The following is a 22,058-nucleotide window of genomic DNA, read 5'->3' on the forward strand; positions in this document are numbered from 1 at the left end:
CAATCATTTATCACGTGCCGACACACAATACTCCGCAACCAATTATTATCGGCTGCGGATTTCTAGGGAAACACATAGCGACACTACTGCAAGAAAAACAACAATGTCCCACCTGCGTTGTTCGGTCTCAACTTAGTCACCAGCAATTAATGGAGCATAACCTTCGCGCAGTAATCTGCGATTTGGATCATGAATTAAGTAATCAATCTGAATTCGATTTGATAAACAATCAAATTTATTACTTAGCACCTCCGAGCAGTAGCGATAATAAGGACCATCGTATCGATAATTTTTTATCCTTATGTAGAACCAATCAGCCTAGCAAGATTGTTTATATCAGCACTTCCGGAGTATATGGTGATTGTCAGGGTAATTGGGTTTCTGAAGAGAGCCCCGTTGCACCTATATCCACTAGAGCAAAACGCCGTGTTTATGCTGAAAAATCCTTGACAAGCTACTGTAATCAATATGGTTGCGATTATATTATTCTCAGGGTAGGCGGCATCTATGGCCCTGATCGTTTACCTATTGACCGACTTAAGAACCTTACAGTTATTTGTCCTGAAGAAGCTCCCTATAGCAATAGAATCCATGTTGCCGATCTCGCGTCGGTATGTTTTTCAGCCATGTCTAATAACATACAAAATGAAGTGATTAATGTCTCTGATGGGAATTCAACATCTATGTCTGACTATTATTATAAAATAGCCGACTTTGCTGGCCTACCTAGACCTCCCTGCGTGCCTATGTCAGAGGCACAATACAAATTGTCTGCCGGAATGTTGTCGTTTATTAATGAGTCTCGACTTCTTTCTACTGAAAAAATGAACAGGTTGTTAGACATTGAAATTCAATTTCCCACTCTCGAATTGGGACTTGAGGATTGCTTTAAAAATTCGGCTTTAAAAAATTTGTAAAATCGCCTAGGCATAGGTATGTTAATGATTATTCATTGATTAATTACAATTAAACTTGAAAACAATCATTTTTAGTTTTACCAGCTTAATTATACTTTGGTTACTGCTGTCTGGTTACTTCAAGACCAATTTAATTGTGTTGGGAATTCTCTCCTGCGGCTTTGTCACATACCTATCCATAAAACTCAAGATTTATAGCTCTAACCATGAGCGCATAAAATTTAATCTTCACTTACCTTTATATATTCCTTGGTTACTCAAAGAGATAGTTAAATCCAATTTGCATGTTGCTCGTTGTATCTTATCCTCGTCTGATAGCATTCAACCACAGACGATCTGTTCTAAGCCCTCACAGAAAACCAATACCGGTTTAGCTGTGCATGCTAATAGCATTACCCTGACGCCCGGCACCATTAGCGTAGATATTAATGACAATGAAATTCTTGTACATGCTTTAACAGATCATACTGCTAAAGGTATAACTAACGGCGACATCGATAAGCGTGTTAGCAAATTAGAGGACGGTATAAATTGATCGCAGGCGCGCTAATCGCAATGATGGTGGTCATGCTAATTGTGTTTTTACGCGCATGGCTAGGGCCTTCTTTGTATGATCGCATTTTGGCAATTAATACATTTGGCACAGCAACAGTATTGGCGATTGCTATTCTTGGCTTTTATATGCAGCGCCCAGTATTTATGGACATTGCGATAGTATATTCACTGATTAATTTTACAGGTACTGTTGCGATTCTAAAGTTATATCACTTTAGTGATCTAGGTCATCGTGAAGAGGACGAATCGTAATGCAGTCATTAACTCAATTCTTAAGTACCTTATTAGTATTAGTAGGTAGCTTGTTTTGCTTAATTGGCGCACTCGGCATCATGAAAATGCCTAGTTTCATTACACGTGTTCATGCAGCCAGCTTAATCGATAGCTTCGGTGCTATTTTGATTATAAGTGGTTTGATTTTATACGCGGGGCTCACTCTAACTGCGATCAAGCTAATTTTGATTTTGCTGTTTCTACTCATCACAGGCCCCACCGCTATTCATGCTTTGGTCAATACAGCGCTACATGAAGACCGTCATTTCATAACCGACACTGATGAGGATTCGTCATCGAACACATAATTGATATATTTTTATTAAGCATGCTTGCGTTCACTGCGATCGCGATTATTGCTATGCGTAATATTCTGTCAGTCATTATGTTGGGTGGTATATATAGCTTACTATCTGCAACATTCTTTGTACTATTAGATGCAGTTGATGTTGCATTTACAGAAGCTGCCGTCGGCGCAGGCATCTCTATGGTTTTATTCTTAAGTGCACTTGCAGTGACTGGCAAACATCAGGCCCTGACTCGCAAGAATCATATGATTCCCATATTTGTTGTGTTAGTGACCGGCGCAGGATTAATCTATTCTACTAGCGATATGCCTGCATTTGGCGACCCTAACGCACCAGTTCATACTCATGTAGCACCACGCTACATACAACAAAGCGGTGAAGAAATCGGCATACCCAACATAGTCACATCGGTACTCGCTAGTTACAGAGGGTTTGATACCTTGGGCGAAGTGACCGTAGTATTCACGGCATTAATTGCGGTTTTACTTTTACTTGGACTTAATAGGGGCTCACGCCAAGACAAATCATGAGTGTAAGAAAAAATCCTATTTTACTTGAATCTAGTCATTTGCTGATTCCTGCAATATTATTATTTGCTTTGTATGTTCAATTCCACGGAGATTACGGTCCTGGAGGTGGTTTTCAAGCCGGCGTTATTTTTGCCAGTGGTATTATTTTGTATGCTTTACTGCATGGTATAAAGCGCGCAGAAAAAGTGATCTCTTTAAATACTGCAAAAATCTTTGCTGCACTCGGTTTGCTTCTATATGCAGGTGTTGGTGTGTTTGGAATTCTACTCGGCGGCAATTATTTAGATTATAACGTCCTTGCACATGACCCCATACATGGACAACATTGGGGAATATTAATCATTGAGCTTGGCGTTGGCTTAACCGTTGCAGCTGTAATTATTTCTATTTTTTATGCTTTTGCTAAGTTTAAAAGATAATGATTGAACTTATAGAAAATCAATATAATTACTGGATCTGCATGTTACTCATGATGGCAGGCTTGTACATCGTGATAGACCATACCAATTTGCTAAAGAAGCTCATTGGCTTAAATATTTTTCAAACATCGGTATTTATTTTATTTATTTCAATGGGCAAACTTGACGGTGGTACTGCACCTATTTTAGAAGAAGGTTACCGAGCATTCTCAAATCCATTACCACATGTCCTGATTCTAACTGCAATTGTAGTCAGTGTTGCCACTACTGCGGTAGGTCTAGCATTGGTGGTAAGTATCAATAAGCGCTATCAATCCATCGACGAACAAGAAATTGAAAAAATCGAGCTAGAAGAAGAGTGATTGCAGCACATTACCCAATTCTACAGGTTGTAATACCGCTTATTGCAGCCCCATTATGTAGCCTGCTACCTAGATCAAGACTTCCTTGGATGTTAGCGACTTCTATTGCTTGGATTTCATTTGCTATTTCCATTTTTTTAATCTTTCAAGTAAATGCAAATGGAACTCTTAGCTATGAACTTGGTAGTTGGCCTGCACCTTGGGGCATACAATATTATATCGATACCATCAGTGCTTTTGTTTTAGTTTTGGTAACCGCTATTGCCGCAATCACACTGTTAGCATCACGCCAATTAGTCGAAAACGAGATAGACTCAAGCAAACATTCATTATTTTATACTGCATTTTTACTTTGCTTAACAGGCTTACTAGGCATTGTCGCTACTGGCGATGCATTTAATGTATTCGTATTTCTAGAAATTAGCTCGCTTTCTTCCTATGCCATGATTGCCATGGGAGATAATCGCAAGGCATTAACCGCATCCTATGAATATTTAATCATGGGTACTATTGGAGCTACTTTTATTCTTATTGGCATCGGTTTGTTGTATATGCAGACCGGAACATTAAATATGCTTGACTTAAAAGCTCGCATCCATGACGTAGATAGCTTCCGTAGCGTTCATGCTGCATTTGCATTCTTTACTGTAGGAATTTGCTTAAAACTAGCCCTGTTTCCATTACACCATTGGCTGCCGAATGCTTATGCACATGCCCCTTCAGTCGTTAGTATCTTTTTAGCTGCTACCGCAACCAAAGTTGCCTTATATTTACTCTACAGAGTTTTCTACACTATATTTGGTTTTGACTTTTCATTTAGTTTACTTCACCTAGGCTACATTCTATTGCCACTATCAATCATCGCGATTGTTATAAGTGCGTTCACCGCAATTTTTCAACCTGGAGTCAAACGTTTATTAGCTTATTCCAGCTTGGGTCAGATTGGTTACATGACCATGGGCATTTCACTGGAGACAAAAGCTGGATTGATCGCCAGTATTATTCACTTGTTTAATCACGCCTTTATTAAAGGTGCATTATTTATGTGTATGGCATGCATAATTGCGCGCATTCACTCTACTCGCTTAGAACATTTAGCTGGTGTAGGACGAGTCATGCCCTGGACTTCAGCGGCCTTTGTAATAGCTGGACTTGCATTAATCGGTGTACCTCTAACATCTGGATTCATTAGCAAGTGGTACTTAGTATTGGCTATCTTAGAAAAAGATTATTGGTGGTTAGCGCTAATTGTTTTATTCACTTCGCTATTGTCAGTCATTTATATTTGGCGTGTGATTGAGCAAATGTATTTTCGCGAACCTAATGAAGGTTATATTGATGTCAAAGAAGCACCTCCGTTATTACTCACATGCACCTGGGTAATGGTATTAATCACCCTATACTTTGGCATTGATACTCGCTATCCAGTAGAAATGGCAACAGCTGCAGCTCAGGCATTGCTTAAATAATGAATGAATTAAGCCAAAGCCTGCAAATGAATATTTTTGCCAGCATGTTGATACCTGTGATTGGCGCTCTACTAATTTTTGCCTGCGCTAGATTCCGTGGCCTCATCGAATTGATATTTGTCGGCACCGCTTTATGTTTGCTTGGTGTAACTATTTCAATAGTAAATCTAGGCTCGGATGTTTTTTATCAAAATATTTCCGTATTCACCATTATAGATTCTATTCCAATTGCATTTCACGTAGAACCTCTGGGTATTTTGTATGCCTGTGTAGCATCTGGCTTGTGGTTAGTCACTACTATTTATGCCATTGGCTATATGAATGCCAACAAGGAAAAACATTTAGCCCGTTTCTATATGTGTTTCTGTCTTGCCATGGCAGCGGTTATGGGAATTGCTTATTCAGCTAATTTACTAACCCTATTTATTTTTTATGAACTGTTGACGTTAAGTACTTACCCATTAGTTGCTCACAAAGGCACTGATGACGCCAAAGCCGGCGCACGAGTTTACCTTGGTATATTAATTGGTACATCCATTGGCTTCTTGTTAATGGCGATACTTTGGACATGGAGCATTACTGGCACACTCGATTTTAATATCGGCGGCATTCTAGAAAATCAACTGTCTGATGGTTTATTAATGTTGTTATTTGCCTTGTATGCTTTTGGCATTGGCAAGGCAGCGCTAATGCCTTTCCATCGATGGTTACCTTCTGCCATGGTCGCTCCTACACCTGTGAGTGCATTACTACATGCTGTGGCTGTAGTGAAAGCGGGTGTCTTCTGCGTATTAAAAGTAACAGTCTATGTTTTTGGTATTGATGTACTAACTACCACAGGCGCTAACTCTCCAATCATTTGGATAGCAACTGCCACCATGTTGCTAGCTTCGTTAGTAGCGTTACAACAAGATAACCTAAAAGCACGGCTCGCTTATTCCACAGTCAGCCAGCTAGCATACATAGTATTAGGGGCAGTATTGGCAACGTCAACGAGTATTATGGGTTCCTCATTGCATTTAGCAACTCATGCTGTCGGCAAAATAACTTTATTCTTTTGTGCAGGGGCTATTTACACTGCTACAAAGAAAACTCTAGTGAGTGACTTGAACGGTTTAGGACGCGTGATGCCATTTACTTTTGCAGCCTATACCATTGCTGCTATTAGTATTATTGGTTTGCCGCCCCTTGCTGGGAGTTGGAGTAAGTGGTTTCTAATTGATGGCGCCATCAGTGCTGACAGACTCATCATTGCCATTGCATTTTTAATCAGCACGATACTCAATATTATCTACTTAATGCCGATTGCTATTAATGGATTTATGGCAAAACCGAAGCAGGCAAGCACTGGCATTCAAGAAGCACCATTTGCGATAGTGATGCCATTATGTATTACAGCAGGTTTATGTTTAATACTGTTCTTTTTACTACCTTATGTTTATGACTTTTTACTTTTACTCAACTTAAGATGATCTACAATAAAAAATTCATCAATTTTGTTGTCTACACGCTATATGCACTTTGTGTGGGACTATTGCTGGTTGATGTTTTCCATCACAAACACGGGCATTTTAACTTTGAAGAATGGTTTGGCTTTTATGCCTTCTATGGATTTATAGCCTGCGTAGCAATTGTTTTATCCGCTATACAGCTTCGTAAAATTTTAATGCGGGATGAAGACTATTATGATTGATTTCTTTATGAATGATTTCATTAATCATCCCGGCATGATTTTAATTCTTGGCGGCATCGCTATTTTATTTATGCCTGGCAACATGCGTCGTATTGTCACGTTTACACTACCAATAGTTGCACTACTCGGTTTCTTAGCATATCCAGATGAATTAATTCTTACAGTTAATTTATTTGATTTCACTTTAGATCCAATTCGTATAGATGGTATAAGCTGGATCTTCACACTTATATTTATAATCGCAGCCTTCTTAACTGCAATATACTCACTACACAAATCGGATAGATTTGAGCAATCAATGATTGCTATCTATGCGGGTTCTGCAATTGGCGCTGTGCTTGCTGGAGATTTACTTACTTTATTCATCTTTTGGGAAATAAGCGCCTTATCTTCTGCAATTATTGTTTGGCTTGGCACTGGACATGATAGTCGACGAGCCGGCATGCGCTATCTATTGATACATATTACTTCAGGCTTATTATTGATGCTTGGCAGTATTTTGCATTACCAGCAAACCGACTCTATATTATTTGATGCTATGTCAATTAACACCTTATCAGGATTGTTAATCTTTCTTGCGTTTGGCATCAAGTGTGCGTTCCCATTACTGCATAACTGGTTACAGGATGCATACCCAGAAGCTAGCCCCGTGGGTACTGTTGCATTATCCGCATTTACCACAAAACTTGCTGTGTACTGTCTAGCAAGAGGCTATGCTGGCACCGAGTCGTTAATATGGATCGGAGCATTAATGACTGCCTTTCCTATTTTTTATGCTGTAATTGAAAATGATTTACGTAAAGTACTTTCTTACAGTCTTAACAATCAACTAGGATTCATGGTAGTAGGAGTAGGCGTAGGAACAGAATTAGCTTTAAACGGAACTGCTGCACACGCGTTTGCACATATTCTATATAAAGCCTTACTGTTTATGAGCATGGGAGCCGTTCTACATAGAATTGGAACTTGCAAAGCCACCGAACTCGGAGGTTTGTATAAATCCATGCCATGGACAACCATTTTTTGTCTTATTGGTGCAATGTCGATTTCGGCATTCCCACTATTTAGCGGCTTTATTTCGAAGGGAATCATACTATACGCCGTAGCCGAAGAAGGTCATTGGATTACTTGGCTTGTGTTACTGTTTGCTTCTGCAGGTGTTTTACATCACTCAGGTATCAAGGTACCTTTCTTTAGTTTCTTCGCTCATGATCAGGGGCTAAGTTGCAAAGAGGCACCTCTGAATATGTTATTAGCCATGGCTATTACTGCAATAATGTGTATTTTACTTGGAGTATTCCCTCAAATTTTCTATCAATGGCTCCCTTATTCAATGGAATTTCACCCCTACACTTTTGACCACACGATTACACAACTACAACTAATTTTCTTTTCTTTACTAGCATTCACAGTTTTATACCGAAATGGTTGGTATCCACCAGAAATTAGATCTGTCAACTTAGACTTAGACTGGTTTTACCGTAAACCACTTAATAGCTTAGTAGGATCAATGACTGTTGGCCTTGGTTCTTTACTAACAGGTATTCAAAACTTTAAACAAGGCAGTATTAAACTAATTACCACTTTTGCCTTACAGGCGCACGGTCCTAAAAGCTATATTGCGCGCGGAGCTTCAGTAGGAAGCATGGTGATTTGGGTGGCGGTGTTACTCAGTGCTTGTTTGATATTCTATTACTTTTGAATTATCAAGGTACAAAATTTTTGTATTAAATCCAAGTTAACTACTCGATGCTATTCGTTTAATGCAAACTGGGATTTCTTTTCTTTTCTGAAGCTGTGAATGCTGGGCTAGCATGGTGAGCGATCATTTTCCAACCTCCACTAGTTTGGTGATATATATTAGTTGCATATACTGATGCGACAGATTCGTCACCAACCGATAAAGTTTCTTTTACATAGTGAATTGAAACATCTTCCTGAAGTTTATAAACCTGGTCATCAATATCTATCATTGTCTCTGAATGAACCAAAAATATTTGTTCCCAACTTGCAATAATCAGGTCAAAGCTATAAATTCTGGGAGAACCTGGGTGTATGCATATAACTTCGTCTGTTTTATCCCAAATATCTTTCATCAAATTGATATCACGGGTTCTGAATGCTTGGTAGAAAGATTCTTCTACCTGCAATGAATCGGTAAATTTAATATCTAAATCGTTCAAGCAATATGCCTTTTATTAAGCTTTGTAAATTTGATGAGTTAACTGAAGTTGATTCTCGAGGTTTTGTTATATCAGAGTTTTCACCTACGCGTAATATTTTTATTGTTCGCAATTACGAATCTGTCGTCGCTTATGAAAATAGTTGTCCTCATAACTTTGCACCTTTGGATTGGTCCCCTGACAATTTTTTGAGTCAAGAAAAAGACTATATCCAATGTGCTAGCCACGGCGCTTTATTCGAAATAGAAAATGGACACTGTATTTATGGACCTTGTCTAGGCCAATCGTTGCATTCTATTGAAGTTAAAGTTGAGGATGGATTTGTGTATGCCTTTTTATAAAAAATATTATGGCAGCAACTTAGTTTACTCTTTCGGACTTCCTGCTTAGAGTAAGCACATGTCTCTATTACAACGCTATTTCCCAATGCTTGCGATTAGTGTAAGTACGTTTGCATATCTATGGCCTAGCTGGCTGGCTGGCCATAAATCGTCGATTGTATATTTACTTGGTGTCGTGATGTTTTGTATGGGTTCGTCGTTAAGGTTGGATGATTTTAGTAGAGCTTTAAGAAAGTACCCGCTGTTATTACTTGGAATAGTATTGCAATTCGGCTTTATGCCTCTAATTGCTTGGCAATTAAGCACCATTGCTGGATTATCTGCAGCATTGACTGCAGGAATGATATTGGTAGGTAGTGTTCCTGGGGGGACCGCCTCAAATGTCATTTGCTACATAAGTAAAGCTGATGTGGCACTCTCTATTACACTCACGGCAATTAGTACTTGCCTTGCGATCGTAGTAACACCTTTGCTTGCCTATATTTACCTGAATCAAACAGTCGAGGTAAATATTCTCAGTATGATGACGAGTATTTTTTACATTGTAGTATTGCCTGTAGGCTTGGGAGTGGTGTTAAATCAGTACCTTCATATTGTTGTTTTACCAATACAGAAGATTGGCGCAGATATCTCTATTATCTTAATTTGTTTCATCATAGCCATAATTGTGGCTTTGAATAGAGACAATTTATTGAGTGTTAGCCCCATTCTAGTAGGATTAGTACTTGCTCATAATATAATTGGTCTATTTTTAGGCTATATCACTACCTTATTGTTTACACGTGATAAGAATTTAAGCAAAACTATTGCTATTGAGGTGGGTATGCAAAACTCTGGACTGGCCGTGGCTCTGGCAGTAAAATTCTTTGGTGCTACTAGCGCGTTACCGGGCGCATTATTTTCTATTATTCATAATGTGACTGGTTCCTTACTTGCCAGCTACTGGGCTAAAAAAACATATAAAATTTAAATACTTATGAATACCGTCACTGCAAATATATTGGTTTTACTCGGCTGGGGTGTGACAATCGCACTAGTATATAGTCTACTAAGCGGGCCATTTGATGGTCGCATGTGCGAATCAACATGTTTCAGCATGCTCTACTGGGGTGCATTGGTATTAGCTATTTTCGGCACCCTTCTTAGCTTAATACAAGCGTTTAAGGCTAATTCAGGAATTTTTAGCAAACTTGGTGTGCTACTAGGCTTTTTCTTGTGTGCTAAGTTAATTGGTGTAATGGTGATTGGCACCATGAGTGGCTAACATATTTAATAAACTGTTAAGCGTTAGCATACTCCACTGCATTTCCTAGCCATCTTCTCAAAACAGTATCAACTCGCTCCGGATGGTTCTCTAACAACCAATGTGCAGCATTTTGCACTTCGGGCAATAACGCTAAATCTTTACTTAGGTTAGCGATACGCATCTGCATATCTCCTGACTGCTTGGTCCCTAGCACTTCTCCTGGACCACGTATTTCTAAGTCTACTCGCGCCAGCTCAAATCCATCCGTAGTTTCCCGCAACGCTTCTATACGTTTTTTAGCAACATCACCAAGCGGTGCTTTATATAGCAACACACAATTACTTTGTTTTTCGCCACGACCTACCCGTCCTCGCAGCTGATGTAGCTGCGCTAAACCAAAACGTTCAGCATTTTCAATTATCATTAGACTTGCATTTGGCACATCAACACCTACTTCAATAACAGTCGTGGCTACCATCACGTTTATCTTTTTATTAATGAAGTCTTGCATCACACTTTCTTTTTTAGCAGATTTTAATCTTCCATGTAGCAAACCAATATTTAGTTCTTTAAGCTGAGACCGAAGATACTCATGAGTGTCAGTTGCTGCCTGACTTTGTAAGACATCTGATTCTTCTATTAAACTACATACCCAATAAACTTGTGCGCCTTGCTGGCATATTTCCCTTATTCGCTTAATAATTTCATCACGCCTTGAATCGGCAATTGCGACTGTCGTTATGGGTTTTCTCCCTGGTGGCAGTTCATCAATGACAGAATAATCTAAATGCGCATACATACTCATTGCCAAAGTACGAGGTATGGGAGTTGCTGTCATGGTAAGTTGGTGTGGATAGATAGCGTGCTCAGATCCCTTCTGGGTAAGTTGCAGGCGTTGCTGAACGCCAAAACGATGTTGTTCGTCAGTAATACTTAGGGCTAAATTTTTAAACTCCACACCATCTTGAAATAATGCATGCGTCCCAACTACAACTGATGCGGTACCTGTTGCAATTAGCTCAAGCATTTCCTTTTTCTTTTTGGCTGGCAACCCTGATGAAAGCCATGCAACCTGGATCCCTAGAGGTAATAGCTGGTTTGTGAAATATCTGTAATGCTGTTCTGCTAATAATTCAGTTGGCGCCATAATAGCTGCTTGATATTGATTTTCTACCGCATACAAACATGCTACTAATGCTACTACTGTTTTACCACTGCCCACATCACCCTGAACTAAACGCATCATAGGGTGGTTAGCACTCATATCTTTTTTTATTTCTTCTAGTACTTTAACTTGCGCATTGGTGAGGTTAAATGGCAAGTTCTGCATAAAAGGTTTGACCAATGACTGATTTGATTTTAGCTGGTAACTTTTACGTAAATTGCTTCTCATACGTATTTTCATAATACTCAAGTGATGGGCGAGCAACTCATCAAACACTAATCTTTTTTGTGCTGGATGCTTTCTATCAAACAGTGCTTTTTTATCCACCCCAGCATGAGGTTTATGCACTTCATGCAGCATTGCTAAAATTGGCATATCTTTACCAAACATGTCTGGCATATCATGTAGGACGTCTTCAAATTCAGTTTTTTGTTTATCTGCCCATTTAAGTGCTTTGTCTACCAGTGATTGCAGACGTTTTTGTTGCAACCCTTTTGTGGTGGGGTATACCGGTTCAAGTCGGTCAGAAAGAACAACAGACTCATGTTCTTGTAATACACGATACTGTGGGTGAATCATTTCGATTCGATTAGCTGAACGACGCGGTTCACCAAAACAGAGAACCCGCCCGCCGTCGGCCAAACCTTTTAATTGGCTTTTACTAAAGTGAAAGAAACGAAGAGTTAGTTCACCGGTATCATCCTTCAAAGTTGCCGTCATCATACGCCGTCGCCCAAATACAACCTTGGCGTTATACACTTGGCCCATCACCTGCAATTCATTTTTACAGGTAATATCAACTATTTTTGTAATGACTGTACGATCGTTATAGCGAAGCGGTAAATGAAATAGCAAATCAAATATGGTAACAATATTTAACTTGGCTAAATTTTCAATAGTCTTAGGCGTGATGCTTGGCAGGTCTTGTAGCGCGCTCACGATTAAAAATAATGTCTAACACTAAAGTTCTAGCACAGCATCCATTTCAACTTGCGCACCTTTAGGTAGCGAAGCAACACCGATAGCTGCACGTGCAGGGTATGGTTCATTAAAGTATGTAGACATGATCTCATTCACAGTAGGGAAGCAAGACAAATCTGTTAAAAAGATATTCAACTTAACAACATTATCAAACGATCCACCTGAGGCTTCTGCAACAGCAGAAAGATTATCAAATACCTGTTTGATTTGATCGTCAATTCCTCCACTCACCAGCTCCATAGTTGCAGGATCAAGAGGGATCTGTCCTGATAAATATACGCTAGTACCTACTTTAACAGCTTGAGAATAGGTGCCAATAGCTTGAGGTGCACGATCCGTGGCTATGATCGTTTTCGTCATAGTGCTCTCCTTATTTTAAATTATTACTTAACTCTTATCCGCGCATGCGTGAAGCTTTGAGTACATTTGGATTACTGCGCAGTGTACGAATAATGCTTGCTAGTTGCTTACGATCCCGCACACCTATAGCAAAAGTAATGGTAGTACTCTTGTCATCTTTATCTTCAAAGACAATATCATCGATGTTTGAACCTGCTGCTGCAATGCGAGCAGCTAAGGTAGCAAGCACCCCTCGTTGATTAATTGTTTCCACTCTTACTGCAGCGACAAAGTCTTGTTCATGATCTTCCGCCCATGTAACAGTAACCCATTTATCTTTGAATGCATTTTTACGATCAATATTACGACAACGTTCTCTATGGATAACCAAACCCTTGCCAGAAGTCATTACTCCTATAATTTGATCACCTGGTATTGGACTACAACACTTGCCAAAATTGACCACCACACCTTCGGTCCCACGAATCGCTAAAGGAATTTTCTTTGATGATTTTCTTTTCTTTTTTGGCTTAACTTCTTCAAAACCTAATAAGCTCTGTATCATTAACTCAGCAACTCTCTCGCCCAACCCTATTTCTGCATATAAGTCTTCTAATGACTCTAAGTTGGTGCTTTCAAGTAATCGCGTAATGTCTTTATTATCTACATCGTCAAATGATCGATTATAACCAGAGAATGATTTTTTAAATATTCTTTCGCCAAGCTTGATTGCCTCTTCTCTTTGTAAATTCTTAAGATAATGCCGAATATTCACCCTGGCTTTATTGGTGGTGACAAAATTTAGCCAGCTTGTTTTAGGTCTTGCAGTTGGCGTGGATATTACTTCAACTGTTTGGCCGTTCTCTAAACAGATACTCAGTGGCGATATCCTTCTATCTACCTTTGCAGCTACACAAGTGTTGCCTAAATCTGAGTGTACAGCATAAGCAAAATCAACTGCTGAGCTGCCTCGTGGCAATACAATAATGTCACCAGCAGGAGTGAATACATAAATCTCATCTGGGAATAAATCTACTTTGACACTTTCTAAAAACTCTAATGAGTTGCCCGTGTTTTGCTGTATTTCCATAATTTCAGCAATCCACTTGCGTGTACTTGCTGGCGCGGCCAGTGAGCCTGACTTGTCATTTTCTGATTTATAAATCCAATGCGCTGCCACACCCGCTTCCGCAATAATATCCATTTCTTCAGTTCTTATTTGCACCTCTATCACAATACCCTTAGGTCCAAATAGAATAGTATGTAGTGATTGATAACCATTTTTCTTAGGGATTGCGATGTAATCCTTAAACTTCCCAGGCACAGGTTTATACAAGTTGTGCACGACACCCATGGTTCGATAACAAGTATCTATATCTTTTACTAATAAGCGAATTGCATATACATCGTATACTTCAGAAAATGTAATACTTTTATCGTGCATTTTCTTATAAATGCTATAAAGATTTTTCTCGCGCCCAAATATTCTGCTTTCTATATTGGCATTTTCTAGTTGATCACATATAGATGTCTCAACTTCACGCATAATTTGTTTGCGATTCTTTTGGTTTTTCTTAACTGCATTTTTCAATGCGCCATATCGCATTGGATACATTGCCTGAAATGCCAGGTGTTCAAGCTCAACTCTAATTTTATGCATACCTAGGCGTTGCGCTATAGGCACATAAATATCTAATGTTTCTTTTGCGATGCGACGCTTCTTATCGCTACGCATGACACTTATCGTACGCAAGTTATGTAAGCGGTCAGCTAATTTTACAATAATGATGCGTATATCTTGCACCATTGCCAACATCATTTTACGGAAGTTCTCTGCTTGCGCCTCTGCGCGCGAAGAAAATGTTAAGTGCGTAAGTTTACTTACTCCATCAACTAAATCTGCAACATCCTCACCAAACTTTTCTTTAATTTGTTCTTTAGCTGTAGGCGTATCTTCAATTACATCATGCAAAATAGCAGCTGTAATACTTTGATAATCAAGGCGCATTTCAGCCATGATTTTAGCTACTGCTAAGGGGTGGTATATATAGGGTTCGCCCGTTAAGCGCTTCTGCCCTTCATGAGCTTCAGCGCTAAACAGATATGCGTTATAAATATGCTTAACCTGTGCGGGTTCTAAATAAGTATCTAGTAATTCACATAATTCACTAATTAGAAAGCGCGTAGGATTTACTGCGTTTAATAAGGGAGTTGAATTGGGAGTGACAGCCGTCGCCATATAAAGCTAAACCAGCCGGGCTGTTTTACTGCTCCTGCTCAGAGCCGTCAGTTGCGGGAACTGCATTTGGCTCAGTACTCTCGGACTGTAACTGACTTAACTCAATACCAATTTCTGCATGAAGCGCTGCGGCTAACGCATCAACTTCACCAATCTCTTCAGAGAGTAATTCCTCAGAGCTACTAAGTGGCGTTTCCTTAAGAGACTCTTCAGTAATTAACTCATCAGCAATTTCCCTAAGAGCCACAACCGTCGGCTTATCGTTTTCCCATTCAACTAAAGGCTCAGTGCCCATGGCTATCTGTCTGGCGCGCTTACTCGCTACCATTATGAGTTTAAAACGGTTATCAATTTTTTCTAAGCAATCTTCTACGGTTACGCGTGCCACGCTTTTCTCCTGTTATATAAATGTTTCCTAATGTTCAAAGTGTAGTCGATTTTACTCTTATAAACTACTTATCTTATGGAACATCAACTTACTGCCGATACTAGCTGATTAATCACTCTCGGACTGGGTGCTACAAATTTTTCTGGGGCAGAAAAAATATGGCTCAGCATTTGAGTAGCCTCATCTATATCATCATTGATAATCAGATATTGATATTCGTGATAGTGACTTATCTCGGTTTGAGCTTGATCCATTCGTCCTTTTATAACTTCTTCCGAATCTTGCCCTCTGGCATGTAAGCGATTCTCTAATTCCTTAACAGATGGTGGAAGAATAAAAATTGATACTGCCTGTGGGTATATTTTTCGTACTTGTTGTGCACCTTGCCAATCTATTTCCAAAACAACACTGTTACCTGATGCTAGTTCTTTGTTGACTGATTGCATCGATGTTCCGTAAAAATTTCCGAAAACTTGTGCATATTCTAGAAAACTGCCGTCATCTTGTAATCTTTTAAACTGCTGCTCAGAAATAAAATGATAGTGCACTCCGTCAACCTCGCCGGGACGAGGATCACGTGTGGTATGTGATACGGCCACCTTTAATTCAGATCTTTGTGATAGGACCGCCTTAAGTAAGCTGGTTTTTCCTGCGCCCGAAGGTGCGGACACAATGTATAAAGTCGGTTGAGACATAAGGTAGATACAGACAAGTTAAAGACCCATTCAAACAAAAGGCCCTAGTAAATGCCAGGGCCTTTTCAATATTCGATCTAAATGTCTAATTAACTTGAGGTAATTGGCACAAGAGCTATTTCCACACGGCGATTTAATGCGCGACCTTGATCGGTATCATTACTTGCAATTGGATAGCTTTCTCCATATCCATAATCCTGCAATCGGCCTGGATTGATCTCTCTGCTTCCAAAGTACTCCGCTACACTTATCGCCCGCCTCTCAGATAATTCCTGATTGTATTGTTCTGAGCCAGTGCTATCTGTGTGCCCCATAACTTCAATTAAGGTCTTATCATATTCGTTAACAACAATTGTTACTGAATCAAGCACTTGGTAAAAGCTACTACTAATATCTGCACTATCTACAGCAAATGAAATATGACTAGGCATGTTGAGAATAATGTTATCTCCATCACGTGTGACGCTGACACCTGTTCCTGCCAACTTTTGACGCAATTTTGCTTCCTGCACATCCATGTAGTAACCCACACTTCCACCGGCAATTGCTCCCAACCCCGCACCTATCAATGCCCTTTTTCTTCGTTCACGGCCATCATCACCACTAATCAAACCTACAACAGCTCCTGCTGCGGCGCCTATTCCTGCACCTTTAACGGCATTACTAGTCTGTTGCTCCCCTGTGTATGGATTAATTGTTGAGCATGCGCCCAGACTAAAAACTATACTTGTAGCTATTGCTAAAATTGTGATGCGTTTCAATCTCATACGTTAATCCTCTGTTTTAAAATTTTGTGAACTGATACTTAGAAACAAACACTGTGAGAAAGTTCGCAACCGTAAATCTCTGAATTTTCACCATATATCGGCCGAACATTTAGCTATATCTTAAAAATGCTGAGCACGCTCTACTAATCACATTTTTGAATTTACAATTCATGTATATATGTTCGAACGAAAAAATTCTTTAGGGTAATCTCAATGGAGCCTAGCTCAGAAATTAATTGGCCAAGTTTAAAGGACTCGGATCCTTTAGCGACACTTAGTAGAGTAGAAAAAACTGTCGATCCAGGCAACGATACACTGGATTCTAGTCTCAAAGAAGTTGATAGATGGGCGCATCACATCTTAAAAGATGCTGGCCTACCTACAGAAATTAATGCACTTCAGGCAAGGCTTGATAATATCAAGGAAGGCTCTAGCTCGTGGTATGCAGGGAATAGCTTGCTGCAATCTTTTACTTTACGTTCGGCTTTAGATAGTGGAGACCAGGCAACTACTATTCTTCTTGGATTTTTATTAGCTGATTTTCGTTGGCAGGGTTACTTTGCTCAAGATCGTGAACAACTACTTAAAGACCAAAAATCAGTTGAAGAAATTTTAAATAAAGCTAGTAACGATGAACTTGAAATTGAAACTTATAGTGCAGCAATGAATGCGCTTAAGAAAAAATATCCACATTGTACAATTAACGCATTACGCTTATTACTTTCTAACAAACTCAATGTTAGCAAGCAGCGTTTAGATGATTTAGATATTCGTCCTGAATAATAATTAAAATTATGGAAAATAATAAAGGCATGGAAACTAGCCCGCTAACAAAAGAGCTATACTCAATCGATTGGGCCGTACGTTTTGATGAATTTCGGAAATATGATCAAACTAGTTATACTGACTTGCATCAGTTATTAGCCAAGATCGAAAACATAGTTGAGAGCGAAATCGATAGTGATGATGGTGATCTCAATGATACTAAAGTTCTAAAAGATAGATTTAGTAAGGCTGAAGTAGAATCTCCTCAATGGCATCGCTTATCTATTTTGATTCACCTTAAGATTGTACTTGCTGCCATACCTAAAGGATTAACATCAACCGCCACATTAAGCGCCATTCAAATCATGGAGCATATGTGGAAGATATTAAGCAAAGAGCAACAAGCATCTCAAAGTTCAATTATTCAAACTAAAGCAAAACCAAAGGCCAAAGTTATTAAAGCTGCTCCTGAGCCAGCGCCACGAAAAAAATCTACAACGGCTAAGTCAACCGCTAACCCTAAGAATACTAATAAGCACCCTGCAAAAACAGCTAACAAAACCGCATCAAGTAAACGTAAAAACAATGACACTCAGACAGAGAATGTTGTTATCAAAAAGCTTGCCGAAGAAGCTGGGCTCGAGGATAAATCCATGGAGACAAGATGTTATGAGGTTGCATGCTCGTTAGCAGAAGAGTACCCAGAGTACACTCTCACAGCTATACGGGTAATGACAGCTGAAAAGCTTGGTGTAACACGACAATTCGTAGAAAATTTAGATATCAAGCCAGCACGCTTCAAAAAAGCCTGATTATTCATATACTTAGCTCATTGCTAAAGACTCACGCGTTCCTATTGTACGGATCTCGCTAAGCCAATATAATCTCAGTCACAGTTCTTAGCTGCTTACTATAATAAATTTACTGGAGTTCCAATGAACTATGATGTTCCTGCACTATTAGTTGGCGTTGCTGTTGTTGTAATTGCAATTGTAATGGCCTTTGTATTTGTCTAATAGCTAATAATCACAAAAAAAGCCCCGCAAAATTTGTGGGGCTTTTTTTATGAATACAAATATTTTTTTCTAGGCGATCAGGGCTTTTTCTGAAATTCAGCCAGTGCTTGTTTAAAACTTGTATGACGGACATCCTTACCTTCAACCGTAAAGATGACATACTCACAGATATTCTTCGCATGATCTCCTATGCGTTCAAGAGCACGTGCGCACCACATGACTTTTAACCCTCTTTCAACAGAAGAGCGATCTTCAGTCATTGATTTAATAAGTTTGCGTGTAATGACGTCGTATTCTTTATTGATAGCTTTATCTGTCGCTGCTGTTTGAAAAGCACTTGCAACATCCATGCGTGCAAAAGCATCTAATGACTCCCGCAAAATTGTTTTTACTTGATCGCCTAACAACTTGAGTTCTGAAAAATACATTTCATTACGTTCTTCACTAGCAAGATCGACTGCATAACGTCCAATTTTCTCTGCTTCATCACCAATGCGTTCAAGATCTGTAATAGTTTTAATAATCGCTACAACCAAACGTAAGTCGCCCGCAGTTGGCTGCCTTAAAGCTATAATGTGATTACACTCTTCGTCAATCGCCACTTCCATGGAATTGACCTGGTAATCATTCGTCGCTACCTGTTCAGCCAAACTACTATCAGAATTAACCAAAGCTAATAAACTATTTTCGACTTGTTTCTCAACAAGCCCACCCATATTTAAAACCTTGTTTCGAGTTGACTCTAGGTCCTCATCAAACTGGTGAAGTATGTGTTGTCCTGCATTTTGTATAGACATAACTATTCAACCCTACAATTGTATTATATGCATTGTATATACATTTGCATGCTTTGTATATACGTTTAATAAATTTATTTCCACCATCTATCCATAACGTCCGGTAATGTAGTCTTCTGTCTTTTTCTCTGCTGGATTAGTAAAGAGCTTATCAGTCGCATCAAACTCAATTAATTCACCAAGATACAAGAAAGCAGTGTAGTCAGAAACGCGTGCGGCTTGTTGCATATTATGCGTTACTATCACCACTGTATACTGAGACTTCAGTTCAAAAATTAGCTCTTCAATTTTTAATGTAGATATTGGATCAAGTGCAGAAGCGGGTTCATCTAAAAGCAGAACTTCAGGTTGAATTGCAATTGCTCTGGCAATCACTAATCGTTGTTGCTGACCTCCAGAAAGTGCAAATGCATTTTCTTGCAAGCGACTCCCCACCTCATCCCAGAGTGCTGCACGCTTTAGTGACCATTCAACAGTATCTTCAATTTCTCTTTTATTTGACACACCTTGTAAACGAAGACCGTACGCGACATTTTCAAATATAGATTTTGGAAATGGATTAGGCTTTTGAAACACCATGCCTACTCTTCTTCGCAAATCTGTAACATTTACACTTCGATCATAAATATCCTCGCCTCTTAACAGCATTTCACCTTTAAGTGTGACGCTATCAACAAGGTCATTCATTCGATTCATACAACGTAGCAGTGTTGATTTTCCGCAACCACTTGGCCCAATAAACGCGGTCACTCGACTTGCAGGAATGTTCAAATTAATATCAAACAATGCTTGCTTATCACCATAGAAAAGTGAAAAGTCTTTGCATTGCAAACAAATTTCTTCGTCTTCGATCTTTTTAGATTCCTTCCCTTGAAAGACCTGATCGGATACTGGGGTATCAATAGTCATAAATTAGTTGCTCAATATATTATTACTACTTTTATTAGTGTTCCATGGTTCGATATTTTTCTCGCAAATGATTACGAATATATATCGCAGATAAATTCAGCAGCACTATTACTACGACTAAAATTAATGCTGTTGCATAAACTAGTGGGCGTGCCGCCTCAACATTGGGACTTTGAAAGCCAACATCATAAATATGAAATCCTAGATGCATGAATTTCCTTTCTAGATGCAAAAATGGCGCATTTAAATCAAGTGGTAGAGAAGGCGCTAGCTTAACTGCACCGACTAACATTAGTGGGGCGACTTCTCCTGCAGCTCGAGCCACGGCTAATATCAGCCCTGTCATCATTGCTGGACTTGCCATGGGAATTACTGTTCGCCAAAGCGTTTCTGCTTTAGTAGCGCCTAAAGCCAGCGAACCTTCTCTAACCGAACTTGGGATTCTTGCTAAACCTTCTTCTGTTGCAACAATGACAACGGGTACGGTTAATAACGCTAAAGTTAAGGATGCCCACAATAATCCACCCGAACCAAAAGTGGGTGATGGCAATGCTTCTGGATAGAACAGTTGATCAATGTTGCCACCTAAAAAATAGACAAAGAAACCTAAGCCAAATACTCCATATACAATCGATGGAACACCCGCTAAGTTATTTACAGAAATTCTTACCAGACGTGTGACAAACCCTTGCTTTGCATATTCACGCAAGTAAATCGCTGCAATCACACCAAACGGGGTCACAATGACAGACATCAGCAACACCATCATCACGGTACCAAAAATTGCCGGGAATATACCTCCCTCAGTATTTGCTTCGCGAGGATCATCTGTTACAAAGTTCTTCAAGTTAACAAAATAATGCGCAATTTTTGTCCCTAGACTCATCGCATTAGGTTTAGTCGCCTTAATAACATCAGCTAACTTGATAAGTTTCTCGCGCCCATCTTGTATAGTCATTAATACTTGGTCGCGCGCAATTTCAGCATAAAGTTTTTCTAGTTTGCTTTTGAGAACTTCATAGTCATCATCTAATTTTTTGCGCTGCGTTTCGATCTCCACCTTAGCTTTAGGATCATCTACTCCACTCAATTCTATACGCCGCTCTCTCAGTCGTAACTTTTCTATTTTGTAGTTGATCTTGCCAATTTCATACTTTTCGATTTCATGGATTTGATCGCGTAACTGGTCAACACGTTTTAATCGATCTTGTAACTCATCCCATAGAATGTTTTTTTCTATTTCTAGCGTGTTACCATTTTCACTTAGAGACTGTATAAAACCATAAAAGTTACCCCACTGAGTCCGCTCGAAGACAATGGCATCAACTGGCTTTCGCACTTCTTGTTCATTCGGTTTCACAACAAGTTTGAAGTCCACTCCATACATATCGCGGTTGCCTATTTTAAGCAGCGTTCTTTCAACAAACTCTTCTTCAAAATCAACATGCAGTCCAGAAGCGATTAGTTGCTTTGCAGGCACCGTCTCAACTTTGGCACGCTCACCCAGCAATACAACTTGATTACCGCTATCAAGGTAATCAATTTCCCAGACTGTCTTCGGCCAAAAGTGACCCAGACCTCTTACTGCTATTAAAATCAATAATCCCACAACCATAATCATGCTGATTGATACGGCACCTGCATTTAACCACACCCATGGTGTACCACTTTTGAAGAAACCAAGTTTTTCTGTATTCATAT

Annotated in this window: 24 protein-coding genes and 1 pseudogene; 15 read left to right on the forward strand and 10 right to left on the reverse strand. The window is 39.4% G+C overall.

Going from position 1 to position 22,058, the window contains the following annotated elements; genetic code table 11:
• Nucleotides 1-14 precede the first annotated feature (14 nt).
• The 10 genes from R8G33_09225 to R8G33_09270 all read left to right on the forward strand — a co-directional run bounded on the left by R8G33_09225 (nucleotide 15) and on the right by R8G33_09270 (nucleotide 8,228).
• The gene (locus tag R8G33_09225) at nucleotides 15-917 is read left to right on the forward strand and encodes an NAD-dependent epimerase/dehydratase family protein (protein ID MDW3095839.1); all 903 of its coding nucleotides are present in this window, start codon (nucleotides 15-17) and stop codon (nucleotides 915-917) included.
• A 55-nt stretch (nucleotides 918-972) separates the two neighbouring features.
• Nucleotides 973-1,452 carry a Na+/H+ antiporter subunit E gene (locus tag R8G33_09230; protein MDW3095840.1) on the forward strand — a complete coding sequence of 160 codons (480 nt, stop codon included), beginning with the start codon at nucleotides 973-975 and terminating at the stop codon, nucleotides 1,450-1,452.
• Nucleotides 1,449-1,724 carry a monovalent cation/H+ antiporter complex subunit F gene (locus tag R8G33_09235; protein ID MDW3095841.1) on the forward strand — a complete coding sequence of 92 codons (276 nt, stop codon included), beginning with the start codon at nucleotides 1,449-1,451 and terminating at the stop codon, nucleotides 1,722-1,724. Before R8G33_09230 ends, R8G33_09235 begins: the two co-directional genes overlap by 4 nt.
• The gene (gene mnhG / locus R8G33_09240) at nucleotides 1,724-2,053 is read left to right on the forward strand and encodes a monovalent cation/H(+) antiporter subunit G (GenBank protein MDW3095842.1); all 330 of its coding nucleotides are present in this window, start codon (nucleotides 1,724-1,726) and stop codon (nucleotides 2,051-2,053) included. Before R8G33_09235 ends, mnhG begins: the two co-directional genes overlap by 1 nt.
• A gap of 20 nt (nucleotides 2,054-2,073) precedes the next feature.
• Nucleotides 2,074-2,583, forward strand: a complete 510-nt coding sequence (locus tag R8G33_09245) for a DUF4040 domain-containing protein (protein MDW3095843.1) — start codon at nucleotides 2,074-2,076, stop codon at nucleotides 2,581-2,583.
• Nucleotides 2,580-3,002 carry a Na(+)/H(+) antiporter subunit B gene (locus R8G33_09250; protein MDW3095844.1) on the forward strand — a complete coding sequence of 141 codons (423 nt, stop codon included), beginning with the start codon at nucleotides 2,580-2,582 and terminating at the stop codon, nucleotides 3,000-3,002. Before R8G33_09245 ends, R8G33_09250 begins: the two co-directional genes overlap by 4 nt.
• Nucleotides 3,002-3,364, forward strand: coding sequence for a cation:proton antiporter subunit C (locus R8G33_09255; protein ID MDW3095845.1), 363 nt, complete (start codon nucleotides 3,002-3,004; stop codon nucleotides 3,362-3,364). The genes R8G33_09250 and R8G33_09255 overlap by 1 nt, the downstream gene beginning before the upstream one ends.
• Nucleotides 3,361-4,833 carry a monovalent cation/H+ antiporter subunit D family protein gene (locus tag R8G33_09260; GenBank protein MDW3095846.1) on the forward strand — a complete coding sequence of 491 codons (1,473 nt, stop codon included), beginning with the start codon at nucleotides 3,361-3,363 and terminating at the stop codon, nucleotides 4,831-4,833. Before R8G33_09255 ends, R8G33_09260 begins: the two co-directional genes overlap by 4 nt.
• Nucleotides 4,833-6,305 (forward strand): proton-conducting transporter membrane subunit, encoded by a 1,473-nt coding sequence (locus tag R8G33_09265; GenBank protein MDW3095847.1) that lies wholly within the window; start codon nucleotides 4,833-4,835, stop codon nucleotides 6,303-6,305. Before R8G33_09260 ends, R8G33_09265 begins: the two co-directional genes overlap by 1 nt.
• A gap of 228 nt (nucleotides 6,306-6,533) precedes the next feature.
• On the forward strand, nucleotides 6,534-8,228 hold the full coding sequence (locus tag R8G33_09270) for a Na(+)/H(+) antiporter subunit D (protein MDW3095848.1): 1,695 nt from the start codon (nucleotides 6,534-6,536) through the stop codon (nucleotides 8,226-8,228).
• A gap of 58 nt (nucleotides 8,229-8,286) precedes the next feature.
• Here the strand turns inward: R8G33_09270 and R8G33_09275 are convergent, their stop codons facing one another.
• Nucleotides 8,287-8,709, reverse strand: coding sequence for a nuclear transport factor 2 family protein (locus R8G33_09275; protein MDW3095849.1), 423 nt, complete (start codon nucleotides 8,707-8,709; stop codon nucleotides 8,287-8,289).
• A gap of 5 nt (nucleotides 8,710-8,714) precedes the next feature.
• Between R8G33_09275 and R8G33_09280 the strand changes: the two genes are divergently transcribed.
• Genes R8G33_09280 through R8G33_09290 form a run of 3 tightly spaced genes read left to right on the forward strand, consistent with a single transcriptional unit; the run spans nucleotide 8,715 to nucleotide 10,314 of the window.
• The gene (locus tag R8G33_09280) at nucleotides 8,715-9,050 is read left to right on the forward strand and encodes a Rieske (2Fe-2S) protein (GenBank protein ID MDW3095850.1); all 336 of its coding nucleotides are present in this window, start codon (nucleotides 8,715-8,717) and stop codon (nucleotides 9,048-9,050) included.
• A 58-nt stretch (nucleotides 9,051-9,108) separates the two neighbouring features.
• Nucleotides 9,109-10,020: a bile acid:sodium symporter family protein gene (locus R8G33_09285; GenBank protein MDW3095851.1), complete on the forward strand. Its 912-nt coding sequence runs from the start codon at nucleotides 9,109-9,111 to the stop codon at nucleotides 10,018-10,020.
• Between the two features lie 6 nt (nucleotides 10,021-10,026).
• Nucleotides 10,027-10,314 (forward strand): hypothetical protein, encoded by a 288-nt coding sequence (locus R8G33_09290; protein ID MDW3095852.1) that lies wholly within the window; start codon nucleotides 10,027-10,029, stop codon nucleotides 10,312-10,314.
• A 16-nt stretch (nucleotides 10,315-10,330) separates the two neighbouring features.
• On the opposite strand, the gene recG is transcribed toward R8G33_09290, so the two are convergent.
• The 6 genes and pseudogenes from recG to R8G33_09320 form a co-directional block, all read right to left on the reverse strand.
• Entirely contained in the window at nucleotides 10,331-12,400 is a 2,070-nt protein-coding gene (gene recG / locus R8G33_09295) for an ATP-dependent DNA helicase RecG (GenBank protein MDW3095853.1), read from the reverse strand.
• Nucleotides 12,401-12,421: 21 nt separating this feature from the next.
• Nucleotides 12,422-12,802 carry a RidA family protein gene (locus R8G33_09300; GenBank protein ID MDW3095854.1) on the reverse strand — a complete coding sequence of 127 codons (381 nt, stop codon included), beginning with the start codon at nucleotides 12,800-12,802 and terminating at the stop codon, nucleotides 12,422-12,424.
• Nucleotides 12,803-12,836: 34 nt separating this feature from the next.
• Nucleotides 12,837-15,020: a RelA/SpoT family protein gene (locus R8G33_09305; GenBank protein ID MDW3095855.1), complete on the reverse strand. Its 2,184-nt coding sequence runs from the start codon at nucleotides 15,018-15,020 to the stop codon at nucleotides 12,837-12,839.
• Nucleotides 15,021-15,045: 25 nt separating this feature from the next.
• Nucleotides 15,046-15,408 (reverse strand): DNA-directed RNA polymerase subunit omega, encoded by a 363-nt coding sequence (gene rpoZ / locus R8G33_09310; GenBank protein MDW3095856.1) that lies wholly within the window; start codon nucleotides 15,406-15,408, stop codon nucleotides 15,046-15,048.
• A gap of 146 nt (nucleotides 15,409-15,554) precedes the next feature.
• A pseudogene (gmk, locus tag R8G33_09315) lies at nucleotides 15,555-16,103 on the reverse strand (guanylate kinase).
• 89 nt (nucleotides 16,104-16,192) lie between these two features.
• Complete coding sequence (locus R8G33_09320) at nucleotides 16,193-16,870, reverse strand: OmpA family protein (protein ID MDW3095857.1); 678 nt, start codon at nucleotides 16,868-16,870, stop codon at nucleotides 16,193-16,195.
• Between the two features lie 213 nt (nucleotides 16,871-17,083).
• On the opposite strand from R8G33_09320, the gene R8G33_09325 reads away from it, so the two are divergent.
• Nucleotides 17,084-17,653, forward strand: a complete 570-nt coding sequence (locus R8G33_09325; GenBank protein ID MDW3095858.1) for a hypothetical protein — start codon at nucleotides 17,084-17,086, stop codon at nucleotides 17,651-17,653.
• 11 nt (nucleotides 17,654-17,664) lie between these two features.
• The gene (locus R8G33_09330) at nucleotides 17,665-18,447 is read left to right on the forward strand and encodes a hypothetical protein (protein MDW3095859.1); all 783 of its coding nucleotides are present in this window, start codon (nucleotides 17,665-17,667) and stop codon (nucleotides 18,445-18,447) included.
• 281 nt (nucleotides 18,448-18,728) lie between these two features.
• Here the strand turns inward: R8G33_09330 and phoU are convergent, their stop codons facing one another.
• From phoU to pstA, 3 genes are all read right to left on the reverse strand, one after another.
• On the reverse strand, nucleotides 18,729-19,448 hold the full coding sequence (gene phoU / locus R8G33_09335) for a phosphate signaling complex protein PhoU (protein MDW3095860.1): 720 nt from the start codon (nucleotides 19,446-19,448) through the stop codon (nucleotides 18,729-18,731).
• Between the two features lie 87 nt (nucleotides 19,449-19,535).
• Nucleotides 19,536-20,357, reverse strand: coding sequence for a phosphate ABC transporter ATP-binding protein PstB (gene pstB, locus R8G33_09340; protein MDW3095861.1), 822 nt, complete (start codon nucleotides 20,355-20,357; stop codon nucleotides 19,536-19,538).
• 34 nt (nucleotides 20,358-20,391) lie between these two features.
• Nucleotides 20,392-22,056, reverse strand: a complete 1,665-nt coding sequence (pstA, locus tag R8G33_09345; GenBank protein ID MDW3095862.1) for a phosphate ABC transporter permease PstA — start codon at nucleotides 22,054-22,056, stop codon at nucleotides 20,392-20,394.
• Between the last annotated feature and the right edge of the window lie 2 nt (nucleotides 22,057-22,058).

The sequence above is a fragment of the Gammaproteobacteria bacterium genome (assembly GCA_033344735.1).
GTDB lineage: Bacteria > Pseudomonadota > Gammaproteobacteria > UBA4575 > UBA4575 > UBA1858.

Bases quoted from the DNA above. Each gene is read 5' to 3' on its own strand.
- mnhG (MDW3095842.1), top strand. From the start codon at position 1,724: ATGCAGTCATTAACTCAATTCTTAAGTACCTTATTAGTATTAGTAGGT.
- R8G33_09245 (MDW3095843.1), top strand. From the start codon at position 2,074: ATGCTTGCGTTCACTGCGATCGCGATTATTGCTATGCGTAATATTCTG.
- R8G33_09250 (MDW3095844.1), top strand. From the start codon at position 2,580: ATGAGTGTAAGAAAAAATCCTATTTTACTTGAATCTAGTCATTTGCTG.
- R8G33_09255 (MDW3095845.1), top strand. From the start codon at position 3,002: ATGATTGAACTTATAGAAAATCAATATAATTACTGGATCTGCATGTTA.
- R8G33_09265 (MDW3095847.1), top strand. From the start codon at position 4,833: ATGAATGAATTAAGCCAAAGCCTGCAAATGAATATTTTTGCCAGCATG.
- R8G33_09270 (MDW3095848.1), top strand. From the start codon at position 6,534: ATGAATGATTTCATTAATCATCCCGGCATGATTTTAATTCTTGGCGGC.
- R8G33_09280 (MDW3095850.1), top strand. From the start codon at position 8,715: ATGCCTTTTATTAAGCTTTGTAAATTTGATGAGTTAACTGAAGTTGAT.
- R8G33_09285 (MDW3095851.1), top strand. From the start codon at position 9,109: ATGTCTCTATTACAACGCTATTTCCCAATGCTTGCGATTAGTGTAAGT.
- R8G33_09290 (MDW3095852.1), top strand. From the start codon at position 10,027: ATGAATACCGTCACTGCAAATATATTGGTTTTACTCGGCTGGGGTGTG.
- R8G33_09300 (MDW3095854.1), bottom strand. From the start codon at position 12,802: ATGACGAAAACGATCATAGCCACGGATCGTGCACCTCAAGCTATTGGC.
- R8G33_09305 (MDW3095855.1), bottom strand. From the start codon at position 15,020: ATGGCGACGGCTGTCACTCCCAATTCAACTCCCTTATTAAACGCAGTA.
- R8G33_09320 (MDW3095857.1), bottom strand. From the start codon at position 16,870: ATGAGATTGAAACGCATCACAATTTTAGCAATAGCTACAAGTATAGTT.
- R8G33_09325 (MDW3095858.1), top strand. From the start codon at position 17,084: ATGGAGCCTAGCTCAGAAATTAATTGGCCAAGTTTAAAGGACTCGGAT.
- R8G33_09330 (MDW3095859.1), top strand. From the start codon at position 17,665: ATGGAAAATAATAAAGGCATGGAAACTAGCCCGCTAACAAAAGAGCTA.
- phoU (MDW3095860.1), bottom strand. From the start codon at position 19,448: ATGTCTATACAAAATGCAGGACAACACATACTTCACCAGTTTGATGAG.
- pstB (MDW3095861.1), bottom strand. From the start codon at position 20,357: ATGACTATTGATACCCCAGTATCCGATCAGGTCTTTCAAGGGAAGGAA.
- pstA (MDW3095862.1), bottom strand. From the start codon at position 22,056: ATGAATACAGAAAAACTTGGTTTCTTCAAAAGTGGTACACCATGGGTG.